This window comes from Rhizobium sp. NFACC06-2 (assembly GCF_900101425.1).
GTDB classification, from domain to species: Bacteria; Pseudomonadota; Alphaproteobacteria; order Rhizobiales; family Rhizobiaceae; genus Agrobacterium; species Agrobacterium leguminum.
The window spans coordinates 106,385-126,873 of the sequence record NZ_FMVA01000016.1 but is presented as its reverse complement, the minus strand read 5'-3'; the positions used below and the strand labels follow the sequence as shown (position 1 = coordinate 126,873).

The following is a 20,489-nucleotide window of genomic DNA, read 5'->3' as shown; positions in this document are numbered from 1 at the left end:
GACCTTTTCGAGGAAGGGACGCACATAGACCGAGCCTGCAAAATGCCCCGTCATCAGCAACAGGATGGCAAGCATACCGAGCTGAACGCTGCGGCGCCGCGTCAATCCAAGGACATCGGAAAGACTGTTGCTTGTGCTTGCCGGCAGTGACGGCAGGCTGAGTATCTGAAGCAGCATGGCAACTATGGCAAGTCCCGCCGTCATCGACATGGCGATGCGCCATCCCAGCCAGTCGCTGATCAGGGCGCCCATCGAAGGAGCTGCAATGGTGGCAAGCGAAACGCCGAGGGTAACGATAGCCATGCCGCGCCCGGTCGAATTTGCGCCGACAAGCCGCGCCACAACGGCAACCGACAGCGCCCAGAAACCGCTGAGTGCAATACCCAGCCCGGCCCGGCCCAACAGCAATAGCCAGAAATCGGCGGCAACCGATGCCAGAATGTTGGAGGCGATCGCCAGCGCACTAAGACCGACAAGCACGGTCTTGCGGTTCAGTTTGCCGATGAGAACATTGCTCAACAGAGCCGTCACCGCGCCTACGGAGGCGGTGGCGGTGACGACCTGTCCGGCTGTATGCCGAGATCGCGCGCCATGGGCGTCAACAATCCCGCTGGCAGGAACTCGGCCGAAACCAGCGCAAAACTGGTGGCCGCCATCGAAAGAACCGCGAACCAGGTCGCAGCTGTCCATGCGTGTTCTTCTGCGGCCTCCAGGGCAATTGTTGACCCATCAAAATCTGATGTCGTGTCCGTCATGGTCTCTCTCCTTGAGTTGAGAGAGTTTTAGACGGTTTTTCCCGGATGATATGTATCTAAAAATCCGAATTTCATGCCTATTCCTCCGAAATTTGTGCGTTGCACAACGTTTGGATGTACATGTGCGTGGCCGCTGTTTCAGGTTCAAACGCGGGCGATGTGGTTAGGGAGATGCCGAACATCACTTGGGTAAATTGATAGAGGGACATTCCAGGTAATGTTGCGGGTATGATGGAGGCGTTCGGCCCGCGAGTGGATCACGTGCCTCACGGTAATTGCCGCTGATCTCGATATTTTTCGGTTCACGGAGCCTGTTCTGTTGGTCTAGCCATCATACGGCACAGCCCAGACGGGCGAACGGCACGTTTTCGCTGTCCTTGGCATTTAGGCTTCCAGGCCATGGCCTGCCGTTGGTCGGACAGGTGTCCAGTTTTGAGTTCCAAAGGGCGCTGGCAGGCACCGTCGACGCCCGTGGCATGAGGCGTTTATTTACGGCCTCGTTGTGCCAAGCTCCTCGGTTCACATCGCGTCGGACGATACCCATCTGTTGCGACCGCTCTGTTTAGCGTTCAAGAGTGCGGCGTCTGCTCGTTCCAGCACGCTACTCACTGTCCCTCCCGCCGGTGCGGTTGCAATACCGACGGATACGGTGACCGGGTCAAGCAGGCGACCACGATAGTTGAATGGCGCGCGTTCGACTGCACGCCGGAGTCTCTCCGCAACCTTGATGGCATCTTCAATACCCGCAGCCGGCATCAACACAGTGAATTCCTCGCCGCCGAAACGGAATAGTTCACCCAGCTCGCCGACGGCTTCGAAAAGGACTTGGGCAACATATTGCATCACCGCGTCACCGGCATCGTGGCCAAAGCGGTCATTGAAGCGCTTGAAATGGTCGATATCCAGCATGAGACAGGCGAGTGAATCGTCCGGCTCCTTAATATGCCTGTTCAGCGCCTCATCAAGAGACCGACGGTTCAGGAGACCGGTCAAGGCATCCTGTCTGGCCATGCCAAGCAGCCGCTGCCGTAGCTGGAGGTTTGCGACGGCAAGACCAATATTCTCGGCGAGGAGTTCCAGATAAAGTCGCTCTGTCTCCAGCGTTTCGTTTCTTGCGGGAATTTCGAGGTACAACAGGCCTACGGTGTCCCCCAAGGCGGTCAGCGGTATACAGAGACCAGTTCCGAAATTTCCCTGTAGGTGATGGCAGGCGACGTCGTCCCCGTCGGGGTTGTTGGTGTGGGGACGTCCGCGACGCAGAGCCCAGCAATCATCGATCAAAAACTCGGGCGCGGAAAACGAAGGGTCAGACCATTTTGCGGTCGATTGGAGAAGTGTACTGTTTTCCTTGAGCACAAGCAACTGGCCCGCGATAGCGGGGAAAATCTGCGGCATGAATTTCGCAATGACGTCGGACAATTCATCCTGATTCTGGCACGCCTGAATTCGATGCATCATTTGGAGGATTAGGTCCTTGATGCGTTGGTTCCTGCGGTGCTCTGCATCAAGCCGTTCCCGTTCCAGCCCGTTGCTGCGGAAGATGCGAATGGCTTGGTTCATTTCTCCAATTTCGTCACGTCGCCCTTCGTCTGGTACCTCTATACTGTAGTCCTGCCGGGCAAGGCGCATGACGATATTGCTCATTCTGATAAGGGGCGCGGCAACCCGTCTGCTGAGGACAAAGTACAATACGGCCAAAAACATCAGTGCGGTCAGGGCAAGCATCACCTTGGCGATAGATCCGTAGAAATCACTTCGGCTTTTGGCTTGGTCGACTGTTGCCTGCGTGCGTGCTGCAACGGTCTCTCTCACCTTTGCAACGGTATTCAGCAGACTCGTATGCAGTTGATAGTACTCGTCGCCGAACAGGACCTGTTGCGCATCACTCTGGCGCCCGGAGCGATAAGAAGCGATGGCCCCTCGCTCCATCGCATCCAGCCTGTCAGCGCTCTTTCGTATATCCTGAAACAATCCTTCTTCCTGCGGCGAGGCACCGAGCGCGGAGAGTTTCTCCAAGGCTTTCTCGAGGTGGTTTTCGTGATCTTCGTCGACATAGAACTTTGCCAGATGCTGCTCGTCGCCTCGCATAACGTAAAGACGTGCCTCCTCGGCGCGCTCGTCCGCGATGATCACCAGTTCCTCGGCAAGATCGTTTAACTCGAGATGAGACTCGATTGCCGCGCGCTCTTGAGACGCGCTTCTTGCCGACAAAATGAATGTGGTGGCTGATACTGTCGTCAGTATCAGCGTCACGGCATAAGCCAGGTTTGTAATGGTGCCAAGTCGCATGGTGGTGCCAAATCTTGCCGCACGGTATCATGACCGGGTGCGGCGGGTCCAATTTGTGGGTTTGACCAATCATTTCGCCAAGTCTGTCTGATCCCCTATGGCTACCTCTTAGTCCCGCAGTCCAAAATGTCCAACGTGCTGTGGGGATTAAATTACCAAATCTTTAGTTGTGTGCCATTTCGCCAGTACCTAGCTTACCGGTAAGGCCGCATCCGATGTGGACATGCGCCACGTGATAATGCGCAGTGGTACTGCATTCTGCGTTCATATTTCGTTGACTGGCCCATGCAGGACATAGCGGGCAGCCAGATCGTCTTCACCTGCTTTTTGGTGAACGCGGGAGTTTGGTAGAACGGGGCTTTTACCGTTCGTCTCGGTGAATGAAGCACCCAAAGCGCATAGCACAGAAGGAGTGTCAGCATGCAGATCGGAATGGTTGGGCTCGGACGAATGGGCGCAAATATGGTGCGCCGCCTTTTGAAACATGGTCATGATTGCGTGGTTTTCGACGTCAATCCCGACAATGTCGCTGCGCTGGTGAGGCAAGGCGCGACCGGCGCCACCTCGCCGGACGATCTCGTTGCGAAGCTTTCACCGCCGCGTGCAGTCTGGCTGATGCTTCCTGCTGCGATCACGCCGAAAATCGCCCGTGACTTTGCAGCGAAACTTTCTGCGGGCGATACAATCATCGATGGCGGCAATTCGTTTTATCGTGATGCTATTGATCTGGCGGCGGAGTTTGCCACCCATGGTGTCGATTTCATCGATACTGGCACGTCCGGCGGCGTCTGGGGGCTGGAGCGCGGCTTTTCGTTGATGATTGGCGGCCCGGTGGCTGCCGTGCAACGGCTTGATCCGATTTTTGCGTCGCTCGCCCCCGGAGCTGGCCAGGGCATTGCAGCCGATCCCGTTACCGGAACGGCGCCGATGGGATATCTGCATTGCGGACCGTCAGGGGCGGGACATTTCGTCAAGATGGTGCATAACGGCATTGAATACGGTGTTATGGCGGCCTACGCCGAAGGCCTGAACATATTGAAGGCTGCCAATGCCGGCATGCAGAACCGTGCGGCGGATGCGGAAACGGCCCCTCTCGCCCACCCGCAATATTACCGGTTCGATATTGATCTTCCTGCTGTGACGGAGGTCTGGCGGCACGGGTCTGTCATCGGCTCGTGGCTGCTCGATCTGACGGCCGAGGCCCTGAAGCAGGACCCTGATCTAGACCAGTATGGTGGCCGGGTTTCGGACTCAGGCGAGGGGCGCTGGACACTGCAGGCGGCCGTCGAAACGGGCGTACCGGCTCCCGTGCTGGCATCAGCGCTGTTTGAGCGCTTCTCGTCACGCGGTGAGGCCGAATTTGCCGGCAAAGTGCTCTCGGCAATGCGCAATGCCTTCGGTGGCCATTTGGAAAAGGCAAAATAGGCGCGCAGGCCATGGACAAGTAACGATCGGACGGGCCGGCTTCAGGCGGAAGCCGCTACTGGACAAGATAGTGGATATAGTCCACTATTTTGTCTCCGGCGTGATATGTCGGGCAAACGCGAACAAAGTTACAAAAAACAAGGGGAACTTATGTCGCATTCAGCCACGTCGGCCGACGTGGTGCTGTCCGTTCGTCATCTCACGGTGGATTTGCCGCCGGGAATGGAGCGCAGCCACGCGGTCAAGGATATTTCGTTCGACCTTCACGCTGGGGAAATCCTTTGCATCATCGGCGAGTCGGGATCCGGCAAGTCCGTTACCGCAAGTACGATCATGGGACTTTTGTCGCCGGTCATCACAGTCAGTTCCGGCGAAATCCACTTTAGAGGAATGGACATCCTCTCGGCCAGGGAGGAAAAAATCCAGCCTTTACGCGGTCAGGCGGTCTCGATCATATTTCAGGATCCGCTTTCCGCGCTCAACCCGTTGATGACCGTCGGCGACCAGATCTCAGAAGTCCTGGAAGCCCATGGGGCTGGAACGCCGCAGAGCCGAAACGCCAAGGTTCTGGAATTGCTGGAGGAGGTGGGCCTTCCCGACCCGTCGTTGATGCGACTGCAATATCCATTCCGCCTCTCCGGCGGACAGCGGCAGCGTGTCATGATCGCCATGGCGCTGGCGCTTGATCCGGATGTCCTGATTGCCGATGAGCCGACGACTGCGCTTGATGTTACCACGCAGGCACAGATCCTGGACCTTATCCGAAAAATCCAGAAGCGGAAAAACATGAGCGTGATGTTCATCACACATGATTTCGGTGTGGTTGCGGAAATTGCCGACCGTGTTGTGGTGATGGAAAAGGGATATCTCGTCGAGCAGGGAAGGGCGGATCAGGTTCTGGTCAGCCCGGTTCACCCCTACACGCAGCGGCTGGTTGCTGCTGTGCCGCGCATGCGCAACGCACAGCGCCCGCTAGACGAAGGCGCTCCCGTTGTTCTCGAAGTGGAAAACCTCGAAAAGGAATACCGCAGTTCCGGCTCGTTTTTCCGCAAGGCCCGGACCGTTAAGGCAGTGAACGGCGTCAGCTTCAAGCTGAGAAAAGGGCAGACCCTCGGTGTTGTCGGGGAGAGCGGCTCGGGCAAGTCGTCGCTCGGGCGCGTTCTGCTGAAGTTGCTCGACTCGGATGGCGGCGCCATTCGCTTCGACGGTCGCGATATAGCTGCGATGGATGAAAGCGCGTTTCGATCCTTGCGGCCCTATATTCAGATGATCTTTCAGGATCCGTTTGCTTCGCTCAATCCGCGCCACACCATCGGCAGAATTCTGACGGTTGGTCCGCTGGCTCATGGAATGGCCTTGCACGAGGGGAGAACAAAGGCCCTTGGAATTCTAAAGCTCGTTGGTCTGGACGAGGAGGCCTATGACCGTTTTCCGCACGAGTTTTCCGGCGGTCAGCGCCAACGCATCGGCATTGCCCGCGCCCTGATGTTCGACCCGGTTGTTCTGGTGGCCGACGAAGCCGTTTCTGCGCTGGACGTGTCCATACAGGCGCAGGTCCTGCAACTTCTGGCCCATGTTCAAAGAGAAATGAAGGTGGCGATGATCTTCATTACCCATGATCTCAGGGTTGCAAGCCAGATTTGCGATGAAGTGCTTGTCATGCACAAGGGAACCGTGGTGGAGCAGGGGCCGCCCACCCAAATCTTCCGATCGCCCACGCATCCCTATACGCAGAAACTCATTGCGGCCATACCCGGCGCAGACTGGGAGCCGGCGGCTAAGATCTAGGTCATGTAACAATTTAGACGTCCGGGCAGTTTGCCCGAACGTCTATTTGTCTCGCGCGCCAATTCCAAACGCTCTGACAGTCGGATTTTTGTCTGGTCCGACAGCGCTTTAACACGTCGATATAAAGCAATGAAATATATAAATAAATTTCATAATTTTGTGGAAAAGTAGTTGCGTTTGTCCACTAATTGTCATTTCATATAGTCACAAAACTGCAATACGACATGGCCGAAACCTGCACTGTGGCGCGCCCGGAAAGCGTACCCGCAACTGCTGTCCTGTGGCCATTCGATCGGAAAACTCATGCATAAGCCAACTGCGAAACCGCCCGTATCACCGACCGACATCAATCTCGATGTTCTCGAAGACACGTTGAGCTTCTACATCCGCACGATCAATCTTGCCGTATCGCGCGATCTCGATGACCGGCTTGAGGGACTGGATGTGGCGAAGGGAACAGGAAAAATCACGACCCTGCTGCTCGTTGATGACTATCCTGGCATCCGCCCTTCGGTGATAGCGCATCTCACGATGCGTGACCGTTCGGCCATGGGCAGGATTATTGACCAGATGGTTTCACATGACCTCATCCGCCGGGAAGTGTCGCAGGAAGACAGCCGCGCGCAGGAACTTTATATCACCGAAGCAGGGGCGGCACTCGCCGTGAAAGTTCGCGAGATCGTTCCGCAGCAGTCTCGCGATTTCTTCAGCTTCATTCCAGAGGACGAACAGAAACAGGTGATCGACATCTTGCGTCGGGCCTATCGGCATATCGTGGGGCTTTCATGACAAATCGATCGGAACAACGCGTTGCTCTCATCTCCGGTGCAAGCCGCGGCATAGGCGATCAAATTGGCGCAACCCTCTTGGAGGAAGGCTGGCGGGTTTCACTTGGTATGCGCACCCCCGCGCTGCCTTCCTGGGCCGCAGGTCACGAAGAAAAAGTTCATCTCTTCACTTACGATGCGAATGATGTGGTTGCTGAAAAAAGATGGACGCAAGATGCCCTTAAGCGGTTCGGTCGCATCGATGCCATCGTGGCGAATGCGGGCATCATGATCCCGAAGACCGTGATCGAAGCTGACGACGACGATATCGATGCAATGTTTTCCGTGAACGTCAAGGCGCCGCGGAGGCTTGTGAAGGCCGCATGGGATCCATTGTGCGAAAGCGGTCGTGGCCGAGTGATTATCCTCGCATCTCTCTCGGGCAAGCGTGTCAAGTCGGCATCGTCGGGCAGCTATTCCTTGTCCAAATTTGCCGCCGTGGCCCTCTCGCACGCCGTTCGGCAGGCGGGCTTCGACAAGGGCGTGCGCGCGACCGCCGTCTGCCCCGGATTTGTGGCAACCGACATGGCTGCGGTCCTATCCGAGCGGCCGGCCGCGCAGATGACCCAGCCCGCGGATCTCGCCCGTATCATTGCCATGCTGCTGTCCCTTCCGAACGAGGCCTCCGTTGCCGAGTTCGCCATTAATTGCCAGCTTGAGGAGTTTTTCTGACATGCCCGGCCCTTATGTCGTTCCCGTTCATGGGGATGCGGAATTACCGAAAGAAGTCGACGTCGTTGTCATAGGCGGCGGCATCATCGGCACCTCTACCGCGCTCGAACTTGTCGATCAGGGGCTGCGAGTTGCCCTGTGTGAAAAAGGCGGCATCGGGCACGAGCAATCGAGCCGAAACTGGGGTTGGGTGCGTATTTCCCGCCGCGACCCGCGCGAAGTGCCCCTGATGGCAGAGGCGCTTCGCATCTGGGCCGACCTCAATCGCCGGTCCGGGCGGGAGACGGGTTTTAAACAATCCGGCATCGTCTTCACCTGCGCCAATGAACGGGAATTTGCCGAGCACGAACGCTGGAACCACAATCTTGAGGGCTACCAGATTGAGAGTCGCATGCTGAGTGCGGCGGAATTCAAGTCAAAATATCCTGGATCCAACATGAATATTGCCGGTGCGCTCTACACCGCCGGTGATTGCCGCGCGGAGCCGCAGCGGGCAGCGCCCGCGATTGCGGAAGCGGCACGCGATCGGGGCGCCGCTATCCTCACAGAATGCGCAGTGCGCGGCCTCCAGCTTTCAGGTGGAAGGGTCTCCGGCGTGGTGACGGAGCGTGGCGAAATCGCCTGCAAGGCTGTGGTAATGGCAGGAGGCGCATGGTCCAGCCTCTTCCTGGGTAATAACGGGCTCGACTTACCGCAGCTCAAGGTCATGAACTCTGTGCTGCGGACAAAGCCGCTGGAGGGCGGGCCGGAAGAGGCAATTTGGTCAAATGGTTTTGCTATCCGCAAGCGTCTGGATGGTGGATATACGATCGCAAACGGCTTTCAGAATATCGTCGACATCGTTCCGGCATCTTTCCGCTACGCGTTGAAATTCCTGCCTGCTTTGCGGCACGAGTGGCGTTCGCTCGATCTGCGTCTGACGGGCAAGTTCTACGATGAATGGCGCATACCGCGTCGCTGGAATCTCGATGAGCCGTCGCCCTTCGAATATAACCGCGTGCTCGATCCGGTTCCGTCGAAAGCGATGACGGACGGCGCTCTGGCGAAGCTGAAACAGGCATTTCCGATTTTCAAAAAGGTGGAAATCTCGCAGCGCTGGGCAGGCATGATCGATGTAACGCCGGACGCCATTCCGGTCATCGACGCCGTTGACGCCATTCCGGGTTTCCATGTCGCGACCGGTTTTTCAGGCCACGGGTTTGGAATAGGGCCCGCGGCCGGAAAGTTGATGGCCGACATTGTAACCGGCCGTAACCCGATCGTTGATCGCCATGATTTTCGGTTCAGCCGCTTTAGCGATGGCTCGAAGATCAAACTCGTCAGCGGATTCTAGGGTGACGCCACGGGGCCGAGCGCAAGCCGTCATGTCAAAGTACAAGGCAGGCAACTGTCGAAGGGAGCCAAACTGCCCAAAGAGGCGGAAGAAACAATAATCGTCATGTTCAACCATCGGATCAAGGGGAACTAAAAATGTCCGACCAGAACAAGCCGCTTATCAATACCACCCGCCGCCAGGCACTCGGCCTTTTTGCACTTGGTGCATCCGGTGTCGTCCTTTCCGGACTTCCGGTCTTTTCCCGCGCCATGGCGCAGGACAAGTCTGCCAAAGGCCAGCTGACCGTCGGCTTCTCTCAGGAACCCACTGTCTTCAATCCGCATATGCCCCACATTGAAGTGGATGAAGGGATCCACTTCAGCATTTTTGACCCGCTGTTTTACGTGGACGAGAAGGGCGCCTTCGTCGCCGCGCTAGCAGCGGAGGTCCCAACAGTCGAAAACGGCGGTATTTCCGCCGATGGTCTCAATTGGAAAGTCAAGCTTCGTGACGACGTCAAGTGGCACGATGGAAAGCCGTTTACCGCCGAAGATGTCAAGTTCACACTTGAGCTTCTCGTCGATCCGAATTTCCGGTCGTGGCGCAAGACCGGACATGAATTCGTCCGTGACCTGACCGTCGTGTCCCCGACGGAAATCACCTGGAAGATGGAAAAGCCCTTTGCGCCCTATCCGTCTATCCTTGCTTCCACCTTCATGACCCCGAAACATCTTCTCGGTGCGGAAGCCGACCGCAACACAGCCGCCTATAACAACGCACCTGTCGGTACCGGAGCCTTTAAATGGAAGGAACGCTTCGCCGGCGATTACATCCTTCTTGAAGCCAACACCGACTATTTTGGTGACGGCCCGCATGTCGAGCGTCTGATCTACAAATATGTCCCTGACCTCAATGTTCTGTACACCCAGTTCAAGACAGGCGATATCGACGTTGTTGGTCTGCAGTGGATCACGCCGGACCACTATGACGAGGCCAAGGATATTTCCGGAAAGGTTGTCAATGTCGTACCCGGTTCAACGATTGAATCGCTCTCCTTCAACATGGAGCGGCCACAATTTAAGGATCCGGCTGTCCGGGAGGCTCTCTACGCCGCAATCGACAAACAGTCGATCATAGAGGCGCTCTATTACGGTTTGCCAACTCCCACGGAGAGCTACGTCCCCCAGCAGTCATTCTATTACAATCCGGATTTGCCCAAACATGAATATTCCATCGAAAAGGCGAAGAAGCTTCTGGATGATGCGGGCTGGGTGGCCGGTGCCGATGGTGTTCGCGCGAAGGACGGGGTGAAGCTTGCCTTCACCTGCTCGACAACAGCGGGCAATCACATCCGCGAACAGGTGCAGCAATATATGCAGCAATCCTTTAAGGACATCGGCGTGGAAATGACCATCTCCAACCTGCCGCCGGCTGTCATGTGGGGCGACTACTGGATGTTGTCGAAATTCGATTCCGTTATTGTTGGCCTCGATTTTCTGACCGGGCCCGACCCCGATACATCTGATTTTTTCCGTTCGACGTCGAGCCCGGCGAAAGGCGGTTCGGGCCAGAACACTTGGCAGTTTGCCAACAAGGAAGTTGATGATCTTCTCGCGAAAGGCGGCGGCCTCTTCGTGCCGGAGGAGCGCAAGGCGGTTTACCTGAAAATTCAAGAGATCATGCGCAAGGAAATGCCGCTTCTGCCGCTGTTCCAATATGCGACGGTCCGCGGCCACAAGCAGGGTATCGAGAACGTCAAGCCGAACGTCAATACGCGCATCGACACATGGAACGTTGCGACCTGGCATCTGGCGTAAAGGCGAGCCACGAAACGGGGCTTTGCTCCGAGATATGTGGAACGCGCCGGCTTTGAAACAGCCGGTGCACTGACGGCTATTCGTGGACGGGCTTGATGCCTGTCCACGATGCGACCTGGAGTCTCACCCATGCTGACCTTTCTTTTGCACCGCATATGGCAGAGCCTTGTGCTCCTGCTGCTTGTTTCGATTATTGGATTTGCGATCCTCAATCTTGCGCCGGGCGGGCCCCTGTCGCAATTTGCTCTCACGCCGGGCATGACGCGGGAAGCTCTCGACCGCATCGCCCACCAGATGGGCCTCGATCGGCCTTTGCCGATCCAGTATCTGGATTGGGCCTGGCGATTACTGCAGGGTGATTGGGGTAAATCCTATCGCGACCAGCGCCCGGTTCTCGACATTATCTCCGGACATCTTTTCGCGACATTGCTTTTGATGATCTCATCGACGGTCGTCTCGATCCTTGTCGGTACGTGGATCGGGATCAAGGGTGCCACCAAGCGTTATACGTTGTTCGATTATACCGCGACAGTCGGCGCGATGATCGCACTGTCCATTCCAACTTTCTGGTTCGGCCTGGTTGCGATCTATGTTTTTGCGCTGCGGCTGAAATGGCTGCCTGCGGGCAACATGTACACCATCGGTGACCAGTCATTCTACGATTATGCGATCCACCTGATCATGCCGAGCTTGGTGCTAGCCCTCGTCAATATCGCCGTCTGGAGCCGCTATATGCGGACCGCGACGCTTGACGTCATCAATCAGGATTTCGTCCGCACCGCGCGGGCCAAGGGGCTGTCGCCACGTCGGGTATTGATGAAACATGTCGTTGGTAACGCCCTCCTGCCGATGATCACGCTTGCCGGCCTTCAGCTCCCGACGATCCTCGGAGGTGCGCTTGTTACGGAAACCGTCTTTACCTGGCCGGGCATGGGGCGTCTCTTCCTCGATAGCCTTGGTTATCATGACTATCCGGTGGTCATGGGCCTTTTGATGTTTTCCGCAATCCTCGTGCTGCTCGGCAGCCTGCTCGCTGACCTGATGGTCGCTCTCGTCGATCCCCGTATCCGGCTCGGATAGGACTTAACCGGCGAGCACCGCAATCAACGGAAGGAAAGACCATGTCCGCTGCCACACTCCAACCCACCCGCGCCGTGCCACGCTTCCGCTGGTGGCAGAACCGTACGCTTCTCCGCTTTGCCCGCCACAAGCTGGCAGTTCTTGGCGTCATCATGATCACGATCATGATCTTTGCCTGCGTTGTCGGCCCATATCTCTTGCCTTACGACGAGTTGTTCATTGATCTGCGCGCGCGCTTTGCGCCGCCTATGACCGGCTACCACATATTCGGTACGGACCCCCTCGGGCGCGACATCGCGGCGCGACTGTTCAATGCCGGCCGCATCTCGTTGCTTGTCGGGTTTTTCGCCATGGTGCTGTCGACGGTGATCGGGACCGTCATCGGTGTCGTTGCCGGTTATTACGGCGGTCGCGCCGGCGCAATCCTGATGCGCTTCGTTGATGCGTTTCTTTCTTTCCCGAGCATTTTCCTGCTTCTGGCACTGGCCGCTTTCGTCAAGCCGAGCCCGTTCATGATCACGGTCATCATTGCCGTCACGAGTTGGATGGAGATTGCACGTCTGGTCGAGGCAGAGGTCCGTTCCTTGCGCGAGCGAGACTTCGTGATGGCAGCCCGCATGCTTGGTCTGCCCAATGGCTGGATCATGTTTCGGGAATTACTGCCAAATGCTGCCGGGCCCATCATCGTCGCGGCGACGTTGACGGTGGCGCGCGCCATTCTTCTTGAGGCCTACATCAGTTTTCTGGGTTACGGCATTCAGCCGCCGCTGCCAAGCTGGGGCAACATGTTGAACGGTGCCCAGCAATATCTCGACAAGGCGCCCTGGCTCGCCATCGTCCCCGGTGTCGCCATCACACTCGCCGTCACGAGTTTCAACTTCATAGGCGACGGACTTCGCGACGCGCTCGATGCCCGCAGCGATCTGAATTGAGAGTGCGGGTTGATGGCTTCTTTCTCGCCCTTTGACGTCACGCTCTGGTATGCGACGGCCGCTTCCGCGCCGCTGACGAAACCTCTCTCCGGTCGCATCAAAGCCGATATTTGCATCGTCGGCGCCGGGTACTCTGGTCTCACTACCGCGCTCGAACTGGCCAGGGCCGGCGTTGACGTCGTTCTTCTGGAGCGGCAGGAAATCGGTTTTGGAGGTTCCGGCCGCAATGCCGGGCATTGCACTCCGACCTTTACGCATTACAGCCTGCCTGAACTGCGCAAGATGCTTGGCGAACCTTGGGCGGAACGGCTCATCGAACGGCAGACGCGGGCGAATGATCGCGTTTCACAGATGATCCGCGATTACCAGATCGACTGTGAATGGGTGCAGAGGGGTTATGTGATGGGCGCGCCGCATGAAGGTGCGATGGAGGAGCTGAAACGCAAGGTCGAGACCTACAATCAGGTCGGCGCCAGAACCCGGCTTCTCGACCGGGATGAAGTGGCCGCGGTGACCGGGAGCCCGCGTTTCCATGGGGGGTGGCTGCACGAGGAGGCGGGCCATCTCAATCCGCTGGGTTATGCCAGAGGACTTGGCAGGGCAGTCCTCCAGGAAGGCGGGAGGATATTCACCGGCTCGGGCGTAGCAGGGTGCGAGCGCGAGGCAGGTGGCGGCTGGAAAGTAACGACGGAGTATGGCGAGGTCGTTGCATCGAAAGTAATTTTCACCACCGGTGCCTACACTGTGGGCGGGTGGCCGAAGCTCGACCGCACCTTCAAGATTCAGCGCGTCTTCGTTGCCGCATCGCAAATCCTGTCCGCAGAAACCCGCCTTTCCGTCCTGCCACAGAACACGACGATCCACGACGGCCGTGGTGACATCTATGTGTATAAATATAATGCCGAAGGCCGGATTGTGGCTTCGATGTTTCCCATGGGGCGCCGTGGGCGGGACATGATCTATACAAAACAGGTCATGAGCGAGCGGCTGAAATGGCTGCATCCCCAGATCACAGAGGATATTCGCTGGGACTATGTCTGGTTTGGCGAACTGGACATGCAATATCGCACCGTTCCACGCTTTTATGATCTCGCACCGGGCGTCGTGGCTTTGACAGGTCTCTCCGGTCGCGGCGTGCCAACAGGCTCGATGCTCGGTTCCATCCTTTCGGAATGGGCGCTCGGCAAGCCGGAAAATGGATTGGCCCTGAAACTGGAGCCGCTGAAATCCGCACCCTTCTACATGAATTTCGCGCCAGCCCTGACCCTAAGATATTACCGCCTGCGCGACAACATCGCGACAAGGCTCGCGGGGAGGGAGCTTCCGCCTCATGCGTGACGCGCCAAGCTCTAATCCAACGAGACCCTCAAACAAGCCCAGCGGGGAGAATGCTCATGACAATGCCGACTTTCAATATTTCCGATGATGTAGACCTTGTTCCAGCCATGCCGGCCGAAGGACAGGACGGCGGCTCCTACCGCCGTCAGATATGGCAAGACGACGTCGAAAACGGCACGATCGTCGCCGTCTGGAAGGCGGAGCCAGGCATCTACAACTACCCCGGCCGCGAACTTGAAGAAACCTTTGTGGTGATTGAGGGCGAGGCGATATATTCGCAGGCGGACGCCGATCCTGTGAAAATTGGTCCAGGCTCGATCGTCAGCATCGCCAAGGGTGTTCCAAGCCGTCTCGAAATCCAGTCACCGTTTCGCAAGCTAGCGACGGTTATTCCGAAACCCTAACGATATACCGTCTCTTCCAGCGACCTTTGCGCGCTGCCTCTGCCAGTCTTGTAAAGCGATTTACTAAACCGCTTTACAAGGAAGTATAAAATTTCGAACTGTCAGCGCCATTTTTCGAAATTCGCTGGTTTGCTGTCGCGGACCTGGCGCCGCTACGCAGGCATCATCTGGCACTGGAACCGAAAAGGCATTCCGGGCTGCATCGCGGTCACGATGAAGCTGGCAACTGCAATCAATGTGCTGATAGAGCCACTTGTGTGCGTCAAGAGAAATCTGGTCGGCTAGGGACCCCCTGCGATTCGAAAGCCAGTTGGTGAATCAAGTGGTTTAATTTTTTATTAACAGGTTGTTGACTCCCGCATAAATTCATATTCTTATATGCGAATATTAAGTTCGACCTTCATGAAGAAAGTCGATAAAGATGGTTTTTTCATCAAGCTTATTCATATTTATGTTTTTACCGATTGCGCTCGGTGTTTATTTTTCCGTTCCATTCCGGTACAAATCGATCGTTATACTTCTGTTTTCCTACCTGTTCTACGGATGGTGGAGGATAGATTACCTCGGCCTGCTTTTTCTCGTGACGCTCTGGAGTTATATCTTCGGAAAGCTGATCTATGTGGAGCGGACGGCGCAAGCGCGAAAAAGATTGCTGATTGTTGCGATTTCCGGGCCTCTAGTTGTGCTCGGTTATTTCAAATACTGCAATTTCTTCATGGACAGCCTCGCCGATCTCTTCAATGGCGGTGACCCATTCACATCGTGGCATGCGCGAGTCCTGCTACCGATCGGCATCTCGTTTTATATTTTTCAAGCGATCTCTTACCTCATCGATATTTATAGGGAAGACGCGCCACCGGCGCAGAACTTCTTCGATTTTGCAGCATTCAAGGCTCTGTTCCCGCAATTGGTCGCCGGTCCGGTCCTGCGTTACAAGGACCTTGCCCGTCAGTTCACCTATCGCGAGCATTCGCTTGAGCTTTTTGCCGAAGGCGGCATTCGTTTTTTCGCCGGGTTGGCCAAGAAGGTACTGATTGCGGATTCCGTTGCACCCATAGCGGATGCGATATTCGCCAAAGCCGATCCGACATTTGCCGAGGCCTGGCTTGGAACCGTCGCTTATTCGATACAGCTGTATTTCGATTTTTCGGGCTATTCCAGCATGGCTATCGGATTGGGAATGATGATGGGATTCCGCTTTATCGAAAATTTTGACTGTCCCTATGTTTCCCGTTCAATCACGGAATTCTGGCGTCGCTGGCATCTCAGCCTGTCGGCCTGGCTGCGGGACTATCTCTATATTCCGCTGGGCGGAAACCGGTTGGGAACCGCAAGGACCTATTTCAACCTGTTCATTACCATGGTGCTGGGCGGACTTTGGCATGGCGCGAACTGGACCTTCATACTATGGGGTGCCTGGCACGGCGGGCTTCTGGCATTGGAGCGCCTGCTCGGGGTCAAGCCGTCCGATAAGCGCTCTTTCGTGGCGTTGGGTGGCACCCTGTTGCTGGTCATGCTCGGTTGGGTCATGTTCCGATCGCTTGACGTGCACAGCGCGGTCGACATGTATCGCGGAATGTCAGGCTTCAACGGATTTCATATCCAGCCGGATATCGCGTGGCAGATCAAGAACTTCGCCCTTGCTTCCCTCGCCGTTGGTGTGGCGGTGGTGTTTATTGAGCCTTGGTTCAACCGGACTTTCCCGGCCGAGCGATTGATCCATATGCCGATTCGTCCGTCGACCGCGGGCGTGGCTTTGGTGGCCACGGGCATTGTCTGCTTTTTTGGCATGGTTTCGATATTGAAGCTAACGGCCGACAACGATTCACCCTTCCTCTATTTTCAGTTTTAGGGAGTACGGCGCATGATCTCACCACGTTTGCTTTCAACCGCGTCCGTTCTCTTCTTGTTGCTGGCCGGTGCCGGAATCACTGCTAATTATGTGGTCAGTATCCCGGATGAAGACCTGAAAGTGGATGAACTTGCCGATATCTGGACCGGGAAGGTCGCCAGTCGGCTTGAAGAAGGCTACGAGCGGGAATTGCCGTTCAGCAATTTCGCCGTCGAGTTTTTTAATGCAGTTTCTCTCGGTGTTTTCGGGGAGGCCAGGAAAGGTGCAATCGTTGGCCGGAGCGGCTGGCTTTTCACGGCGGAGGAATTCGCTTGGAGCCGGACATCGGAGGCCAATCTTGCAACGTCTTTCCAGACGATTGTGGATGTTCGTTCAAGATTGGCAGAAAGAGGCACTACTTTGGTTATCGTACCGATCCCGCCTAAAGCGCAAGTCGTGGCCAGGGAGTTAGGCAACAACGTTTTGCCTGAAGCCAACGCAGATCTCTATGAGAGATTTATGACCTTCCTGAACAAGAAGGGGATTGCGGTCGCAGACGTGGCCGCGACGTTCGGTTCCGCAGAGCCAGAAGAACTTTTTCTGCGATCGGATACGCATTGGACGGTCAAAGGCAGCGGTCTGGCGGCCAAGGCGGCTTGTGCCGCCATTCCCCGTCGCGATCAATTGATGAAAACTGCTTTTGACAGCGTATCCCAACACGATGTCAACCATGTCGGCGACCTTGCAAAGTTTGTCGATGCCGGCTGGATGTTGCCCGGGTCCGGTACGGGTTTCGACATCATCCAGCCGATATCGGCTGCCGCCAGGGTGGATAACGCCGACGCGCTGTTTGCTGATGGCGCGGTTGGAGCTCAAGCGGCGGATCAGGTCGTGCTGGTCGGGACGAGCTATAGCGCGAACCCTCTTTGGTCTTTTGAAGATCAGTTGAAAACCACATGCGAGGTGGATGTTCTCAATTTCGCCAGGGAAGGAAAGGGGCCTTTTGTACCCATGCAGGATTTTCTGGAGAAACTTCGCTCGCAAACGGCGCCAAAAGTCGTGTTGTGGGAGATCCCGGTACGTTATCTCGATGACGTCGTATAAATATATGTCCTTTACGTGTATATATTGTAATTTAAAGTTTGCCTAAGTTAAAAAAATATATACAATGAATTTGTATAGCTTATTATCCGTTATTTACTTCGGATTTTGATCGAAATTTCTGTAAATTTATTTCATTGATGGATTGAATGATGAGACGCTATCTCGAAAAGAGAGTGCTCTGTCTTCCTGATGAAGTATTGCCTGTTGATAGATTGTCGACAGTGCCGGTTTCTCGGGCAGGGGAGCAATCCGCTATCGTCGATTGGAGCGAGAGCCTTCCAGCCCATTTGCTGTTTGTGCTTGGCCTCGCCAGCTTGATCGTGATCGTCCCGGAGGGCGTGCTTTTCGGCGCGAACGCGGGTCTTTTGTTCGGTCTGGGCGCTCTGGCCGTTTGGCGGTATTTCTGGGGTGTCCTACATTTCGTACGGTCCAACATCTATCGTCGCATTGTCTTTCCGAAAATGCGCATTCGAGCGGATCGTCATCTCCAGGACAGTGCGGAGAACGGCCAAGCGCCTCATGCCTATCTCATCGTAACCAGTTTTCGCATCGACGGTGACACGACAGCCGAGGTCTATCGCGCCGCGTTCCGGGCAGCGCTTGCTTCTCGCGGTGGGGCGACTGTCATCGCATCCATCGTCGAAATGTCCGACCAGCGCCTGATCCGTTCGATGCATCGCCTTATTTGCGGCGAAAACACCGATATCCGCCTGGTGATCGTGCGCATCAATGGCAGCGGCAAGCGGGATGCGCTCGCCTACGCGTTTCGGGCCGTCTCCAAGCTGGAGCCGCGAGACGACGATGTTGTGGCAGTTATCGATGGCGATTCCATCGTGCCCGAGAACCTAGTCGATCGATGCGCCGGTTTCTTCGCGGATGGTCGCGTTGGTGCATTGACCACGGATGAAACCTCGCGGGTGCGTGGAAAATCGTCATTTCACGTCTGGTATTCGTTGCGGTTTGCGCAACGCCATATTCTCATGTCGTCGAACGGGCTTTCAAGACGCGTTCTGACACTGACCGGCAGAATGTCGATGTTCCGCGCCTCGGTCGTCACCAATTCCGATTTCATTCTGCAGGTGGAACGGGACTATATCGAGCACTGGCGTCTTGGCAGGTTGAAGTTCCTTACCGGAGACGACAAGTCGAGCTGGTATTGGCTGCTGCGCAACAATTATCACATGCTGTATGTGCCCGACGTCACCGTCGCGACAGTCGAAGACCCACCGACATCAGGCTTTTTTCAGGCCGCGGCGCAATTGATGACCCGCTGGTTCGGCAACATGCTGCGGACAAACAGCCGCGCACTGGCGCTTGGTCCCTGGCATATCGGTTATTTTACGTGGTGGACGATTTTCGATCAGCGCATCTCGATGTGGACGTCGCTTGCCGGCCTCGTCATGGTCATCCTGATCGGGCTTTTCGACAACCCGTTCATTTTCCCGGCCTATTTAGCTTGGGTTCTGCTGACCCGCTACATCATGACGCTGATGCTTTTCAATTCCCGACCGCGGGTTTCGATTTTCTATCCCTTCTTCATCTATTTCAATCAGGTTTTTGGCTCGATCATAAAAACCTATATTTTCTTCCACCTCGATCGCCAGAAGTGGACGCGGCAGAAAACAACACTGTCCGCCAATGGCACAGGCCGAGCCGCAGCGCTTAAAAACGCCTCTTCCACCTACATGCATGTTTTATCGATTACCCTGTTTGTAACCCTCATATCGTTGCTCGTCGGTCAATTGTCGGTCCCAGGCATTGAGGCGACGACTGCGATTTTCGGTATGCGCTGACCCGCGAAGGAGCCCAAAATGAACATGAGCATCGTGAGTTTCGAAGCGGATGAGCAACGCCAGCATGCGCGCTATAAGTTGCCGCTGAAATGCGTCATCGATCAGCACAGATATTCCTCGGTCGACTGGTCTTTGGGCGGGGTGGGTGTCGCAACAGGCGATGTCACCTTCGAAGTGGGACAAGTGCTTCCCTTGCAGTTGCAGATCCCTCTCGATGGTTTCGACATGATGTTGCCCGTGAAAGCGGAAGTACGTCATTCCAGCGCGGAAACCGGCCGTACAGGTCTCAAATTTGTCGGTACGTCTCCGGCCGCACAGCGTATGCTGCGTTATATTCACGATTCCTACATCAGCGGAGAGCTCGTCGAGGGTAACGATATTCTCGATTTCGCCAGGCGCGCTTCCGGCGAGGTCAAACTGCGGCCACGAAAATCGGGCGAGGCGGTACCCGGCGTAGGCAAATTCCGAAAAGCCGTGGGCATTGTCGCCACGCTGGTCCTTTCGCTGGCGCTTGCAGCGTTTCTGGCAAGCAGCCTCTATAAACGTCTCTGGGTCTTCGAGGCCGATAGTGCGGTTGTTACGGTCGATACGGTTCCGGTTCTCGCGCCTGCCAACGGTATCATCACCAATCTGGTGACCGGACCGGTAAAAAGTGGTGAGCGGATTTTGACCGTTCTGACTGAGAGCGGACAGAGCACGTCGGTCGTCGCATCATGCGATTGCACCGCTGAGCCCATAGGTCCGGCTGTCGATACGCAGATCAAGGTCGGAGCGCAGGTGTTGGGGCTGCGTCACGCGGATGCCAAACCGCACGTGGTTGCCATGGTGGATCGCTCACATCTGATGGCGCTCTATAAGGCGCCGCATGTCAGCGTCGACCTGCCGCAAGGCACGGTTCTGCATGATGTGGCGGTGTCTCAACTGCCAAAAGTCAGCGAACAGTCCGCTGCGTCCAGCGACCGGGTAGCAGTGAGGATCGATCTTGGCGGACATGACCTGTCGGCCGGAATCGGCACACCCGCTGTCGTTCGCTTCGACAACGGACCATGGTTCGGCCTGAACCAATGGTTAGCGAATATGACGGGCAGAATCCTGCCTAAATAGGTGGTTGCGGAAGGG

15 protein-coding genes and 1 pseudogene are annotated in these 20,489 nt (G+C 56.1%); 14 read left to right on the top strand and 2 right to left on the bottom strand.

Annotated elements, in window-relative coordinates; translation table 11 throughout:
- Positions 1–755 (bottom strand): annotated as a pseudogene (locus F3H58_RS22410) (MFS transporter); the annotation flags it as partial.
- Between the two features lie 519 nt (positions 756–1,274).
- Complete coding sequence (locus F3H58_RS22405; protein ID WP_149743827.1) at positions 1,275–3,044, bottom strand: diguanylate cyclase; 1,770 nt, start codon at positions 3,042–3,044, stop codon at positions 1,275–1,277.
- Between the two features lie 420 nt (positions 3,045–3,464).
- Between F3H58_RS22405 and gnd the strand changes: the two genes are divergently transcribed.
- From gnd to F3H58_RS22335, 14 genes are all read left to right on the top strand, one after another.
- Positions 3,465–4,469, top strand: coding sequence for a phosphogluconate dehydrogenase (NAD(+)-dependent, decarboxylating) (gene gnd, locus F3H58_RS22400; RefSeq protein WP_149743826.1), 1,005 nt, complete (start codon positions 3,465–3,467; stop codon positions 4,467–4,469).
- Positions 4,470–4,619: 150 nt separating this feature from the next.
- On the top strand, positions 4,620–6,257 hold the full coding sequence (locus F3H58_RS22395; protein ID WP_149743825.1) for an ABC transporter ATP-binding protein: 1,638 nt from the start codon (positions 4,620–4,622) through the stop codon (positions 6,255–6,257).
- 303 nt (positions 6,258–6,560) lie between these two features.
- A complete protein-coding gene (locus tag F3H58_RS22390; protein WP_003509618.1) occupies positions 6,561–7,046 on the top strand; it encodes a MarR family winged helix-turn-helix transcriptional regulator in 486 nt (161 codons plus the stop codon).
- Positions 7,043–7,756: an SDR family NAD(P)-dependent oxidoreductase gene (locus F3H58_RS22385; protein WP_003509620.1), complete on the top strand. Its 714-nt coding sequence runs from the start codon at positions 7,043–7,045 to the stop codon at positions 7,754–7,756. Before F3H58_RS22390 ends, F3H58_RS22385 begins: the two co-directional genes overlap by 4 nt.
- A 1-nt stretch (position 7,757) precedes the next feature.
- Entirely contained in the window at positions 7,758–9,089 is a 1,332-nt protein-coding gene (locus F3H58_RS22380; RefSeq protein WP_149743824.1) for an NAD(P)/FAD-dependent oxidoreductase, read from the top strand.
- Positions 9,090–9,226: 137 nt separating this feature from the next.
- A complete protein-coding gene (locus F3H58_RS22375; RefSeq protein ID WP_149743823.1) occupies positions 9,227–10,888 on the top strand; it encodes a peptide ABC transporter substrate-binding protein in 1,662 nt (553 codons plus the stop codon).
- 129 nt (positions 10,889–11,017) lie between these two features.
- Complete coding sequence (locus tag F3H58_RS22370) at positions 11,018–11,968, top strand: ABC transporter permease (protein WP_060723831.1); 951 nt, start codon at positions 11,018–11,020, stop codon at positions 11,966–11,968.
- Positions 11,969–12,009: 41 nt separating this feature from the next.
- A complete protein-coding gene (locus F3H58_RS22365; RefSeq protein ID WP_149743822.1) occupies positions 12,010–12,900 on the top strand; it encodes an ABC transporter permease in 891 nt (296 codons plus the stop codon).
- A 12-nt stretch (positions 12,901–12,912) separates the two neighbouring features.
- Entirely contained in the window at positions 12,913–14,238 is a 1,326-nt protein-coding gene (locus tag F3H58_RS22360) for an NAD(P)/FAD-dependent oxidoreductase (protein ID WP_149743821.1), read from the top strand.
- Positions 14,239–14,294: 56 nt separating this feature from the next.
- Positions 14,295–14,642 (top strand): cupin domain-containing protein, encoded by a 348-nt coding sequence (locus F3H58_RS22355; protein ID WP_149743820.1) that lies wholly within the window; start codon positions 14,295–14,297, stop codon positions 14,640–14,642.
- Positions 14,643–15,063: 421 nt separating this feature from the next.
- Positions 15,064–16,494 (top strand): MBOAT family O-acyltransferase, encoded by a 1,431-nt coding sequence (locus F3H58_RS22350; RefSeq protein WP_149743819.1) that lies wholly within the window; start codon positions 15,064–15,066, stop codon positions 16,492–16,494.
- 12 nt (positions 16,495–16,506) lie between these two features.
- Entirely contained in the window at positions 16,507–17,577 is a 1,071-nt protein-coding gene (locus tag F3H58_RS22345) for an alginate O-acetyltransferase AlgX-related protein (RefSeq protein ID WP_149743818.1), read from the top strand.
- Between the two features lie 320 nt (positions 17,578–17,897).
- Positions 17,898–19,370: a glycosyltransferase gene (locus F3H58_RS22340; protein ID WP_286169964.1), complete on the top strand. Its 1,473-nt coding sequence runs from the start codon at positions 17,898–17,900 to the stop codon at positions 19,368–19,370.
- A gap of 18 nt (positions 19,371–19,388) precedes the next feature.
- On the top strand, positions 19,389–20,474 hold the full coding sequence (locus tag F3H58_RS22335) for a PilZ domain-containing protein (protein ID WP_149743817.1): 1,086 nt from the start codon (positions 19,389–19,391) through the stop codon (positions 20,472–20,474).
- The last annotated feature ends 15 nt before the right edge of the window (positions 20,475–20,489 follow it).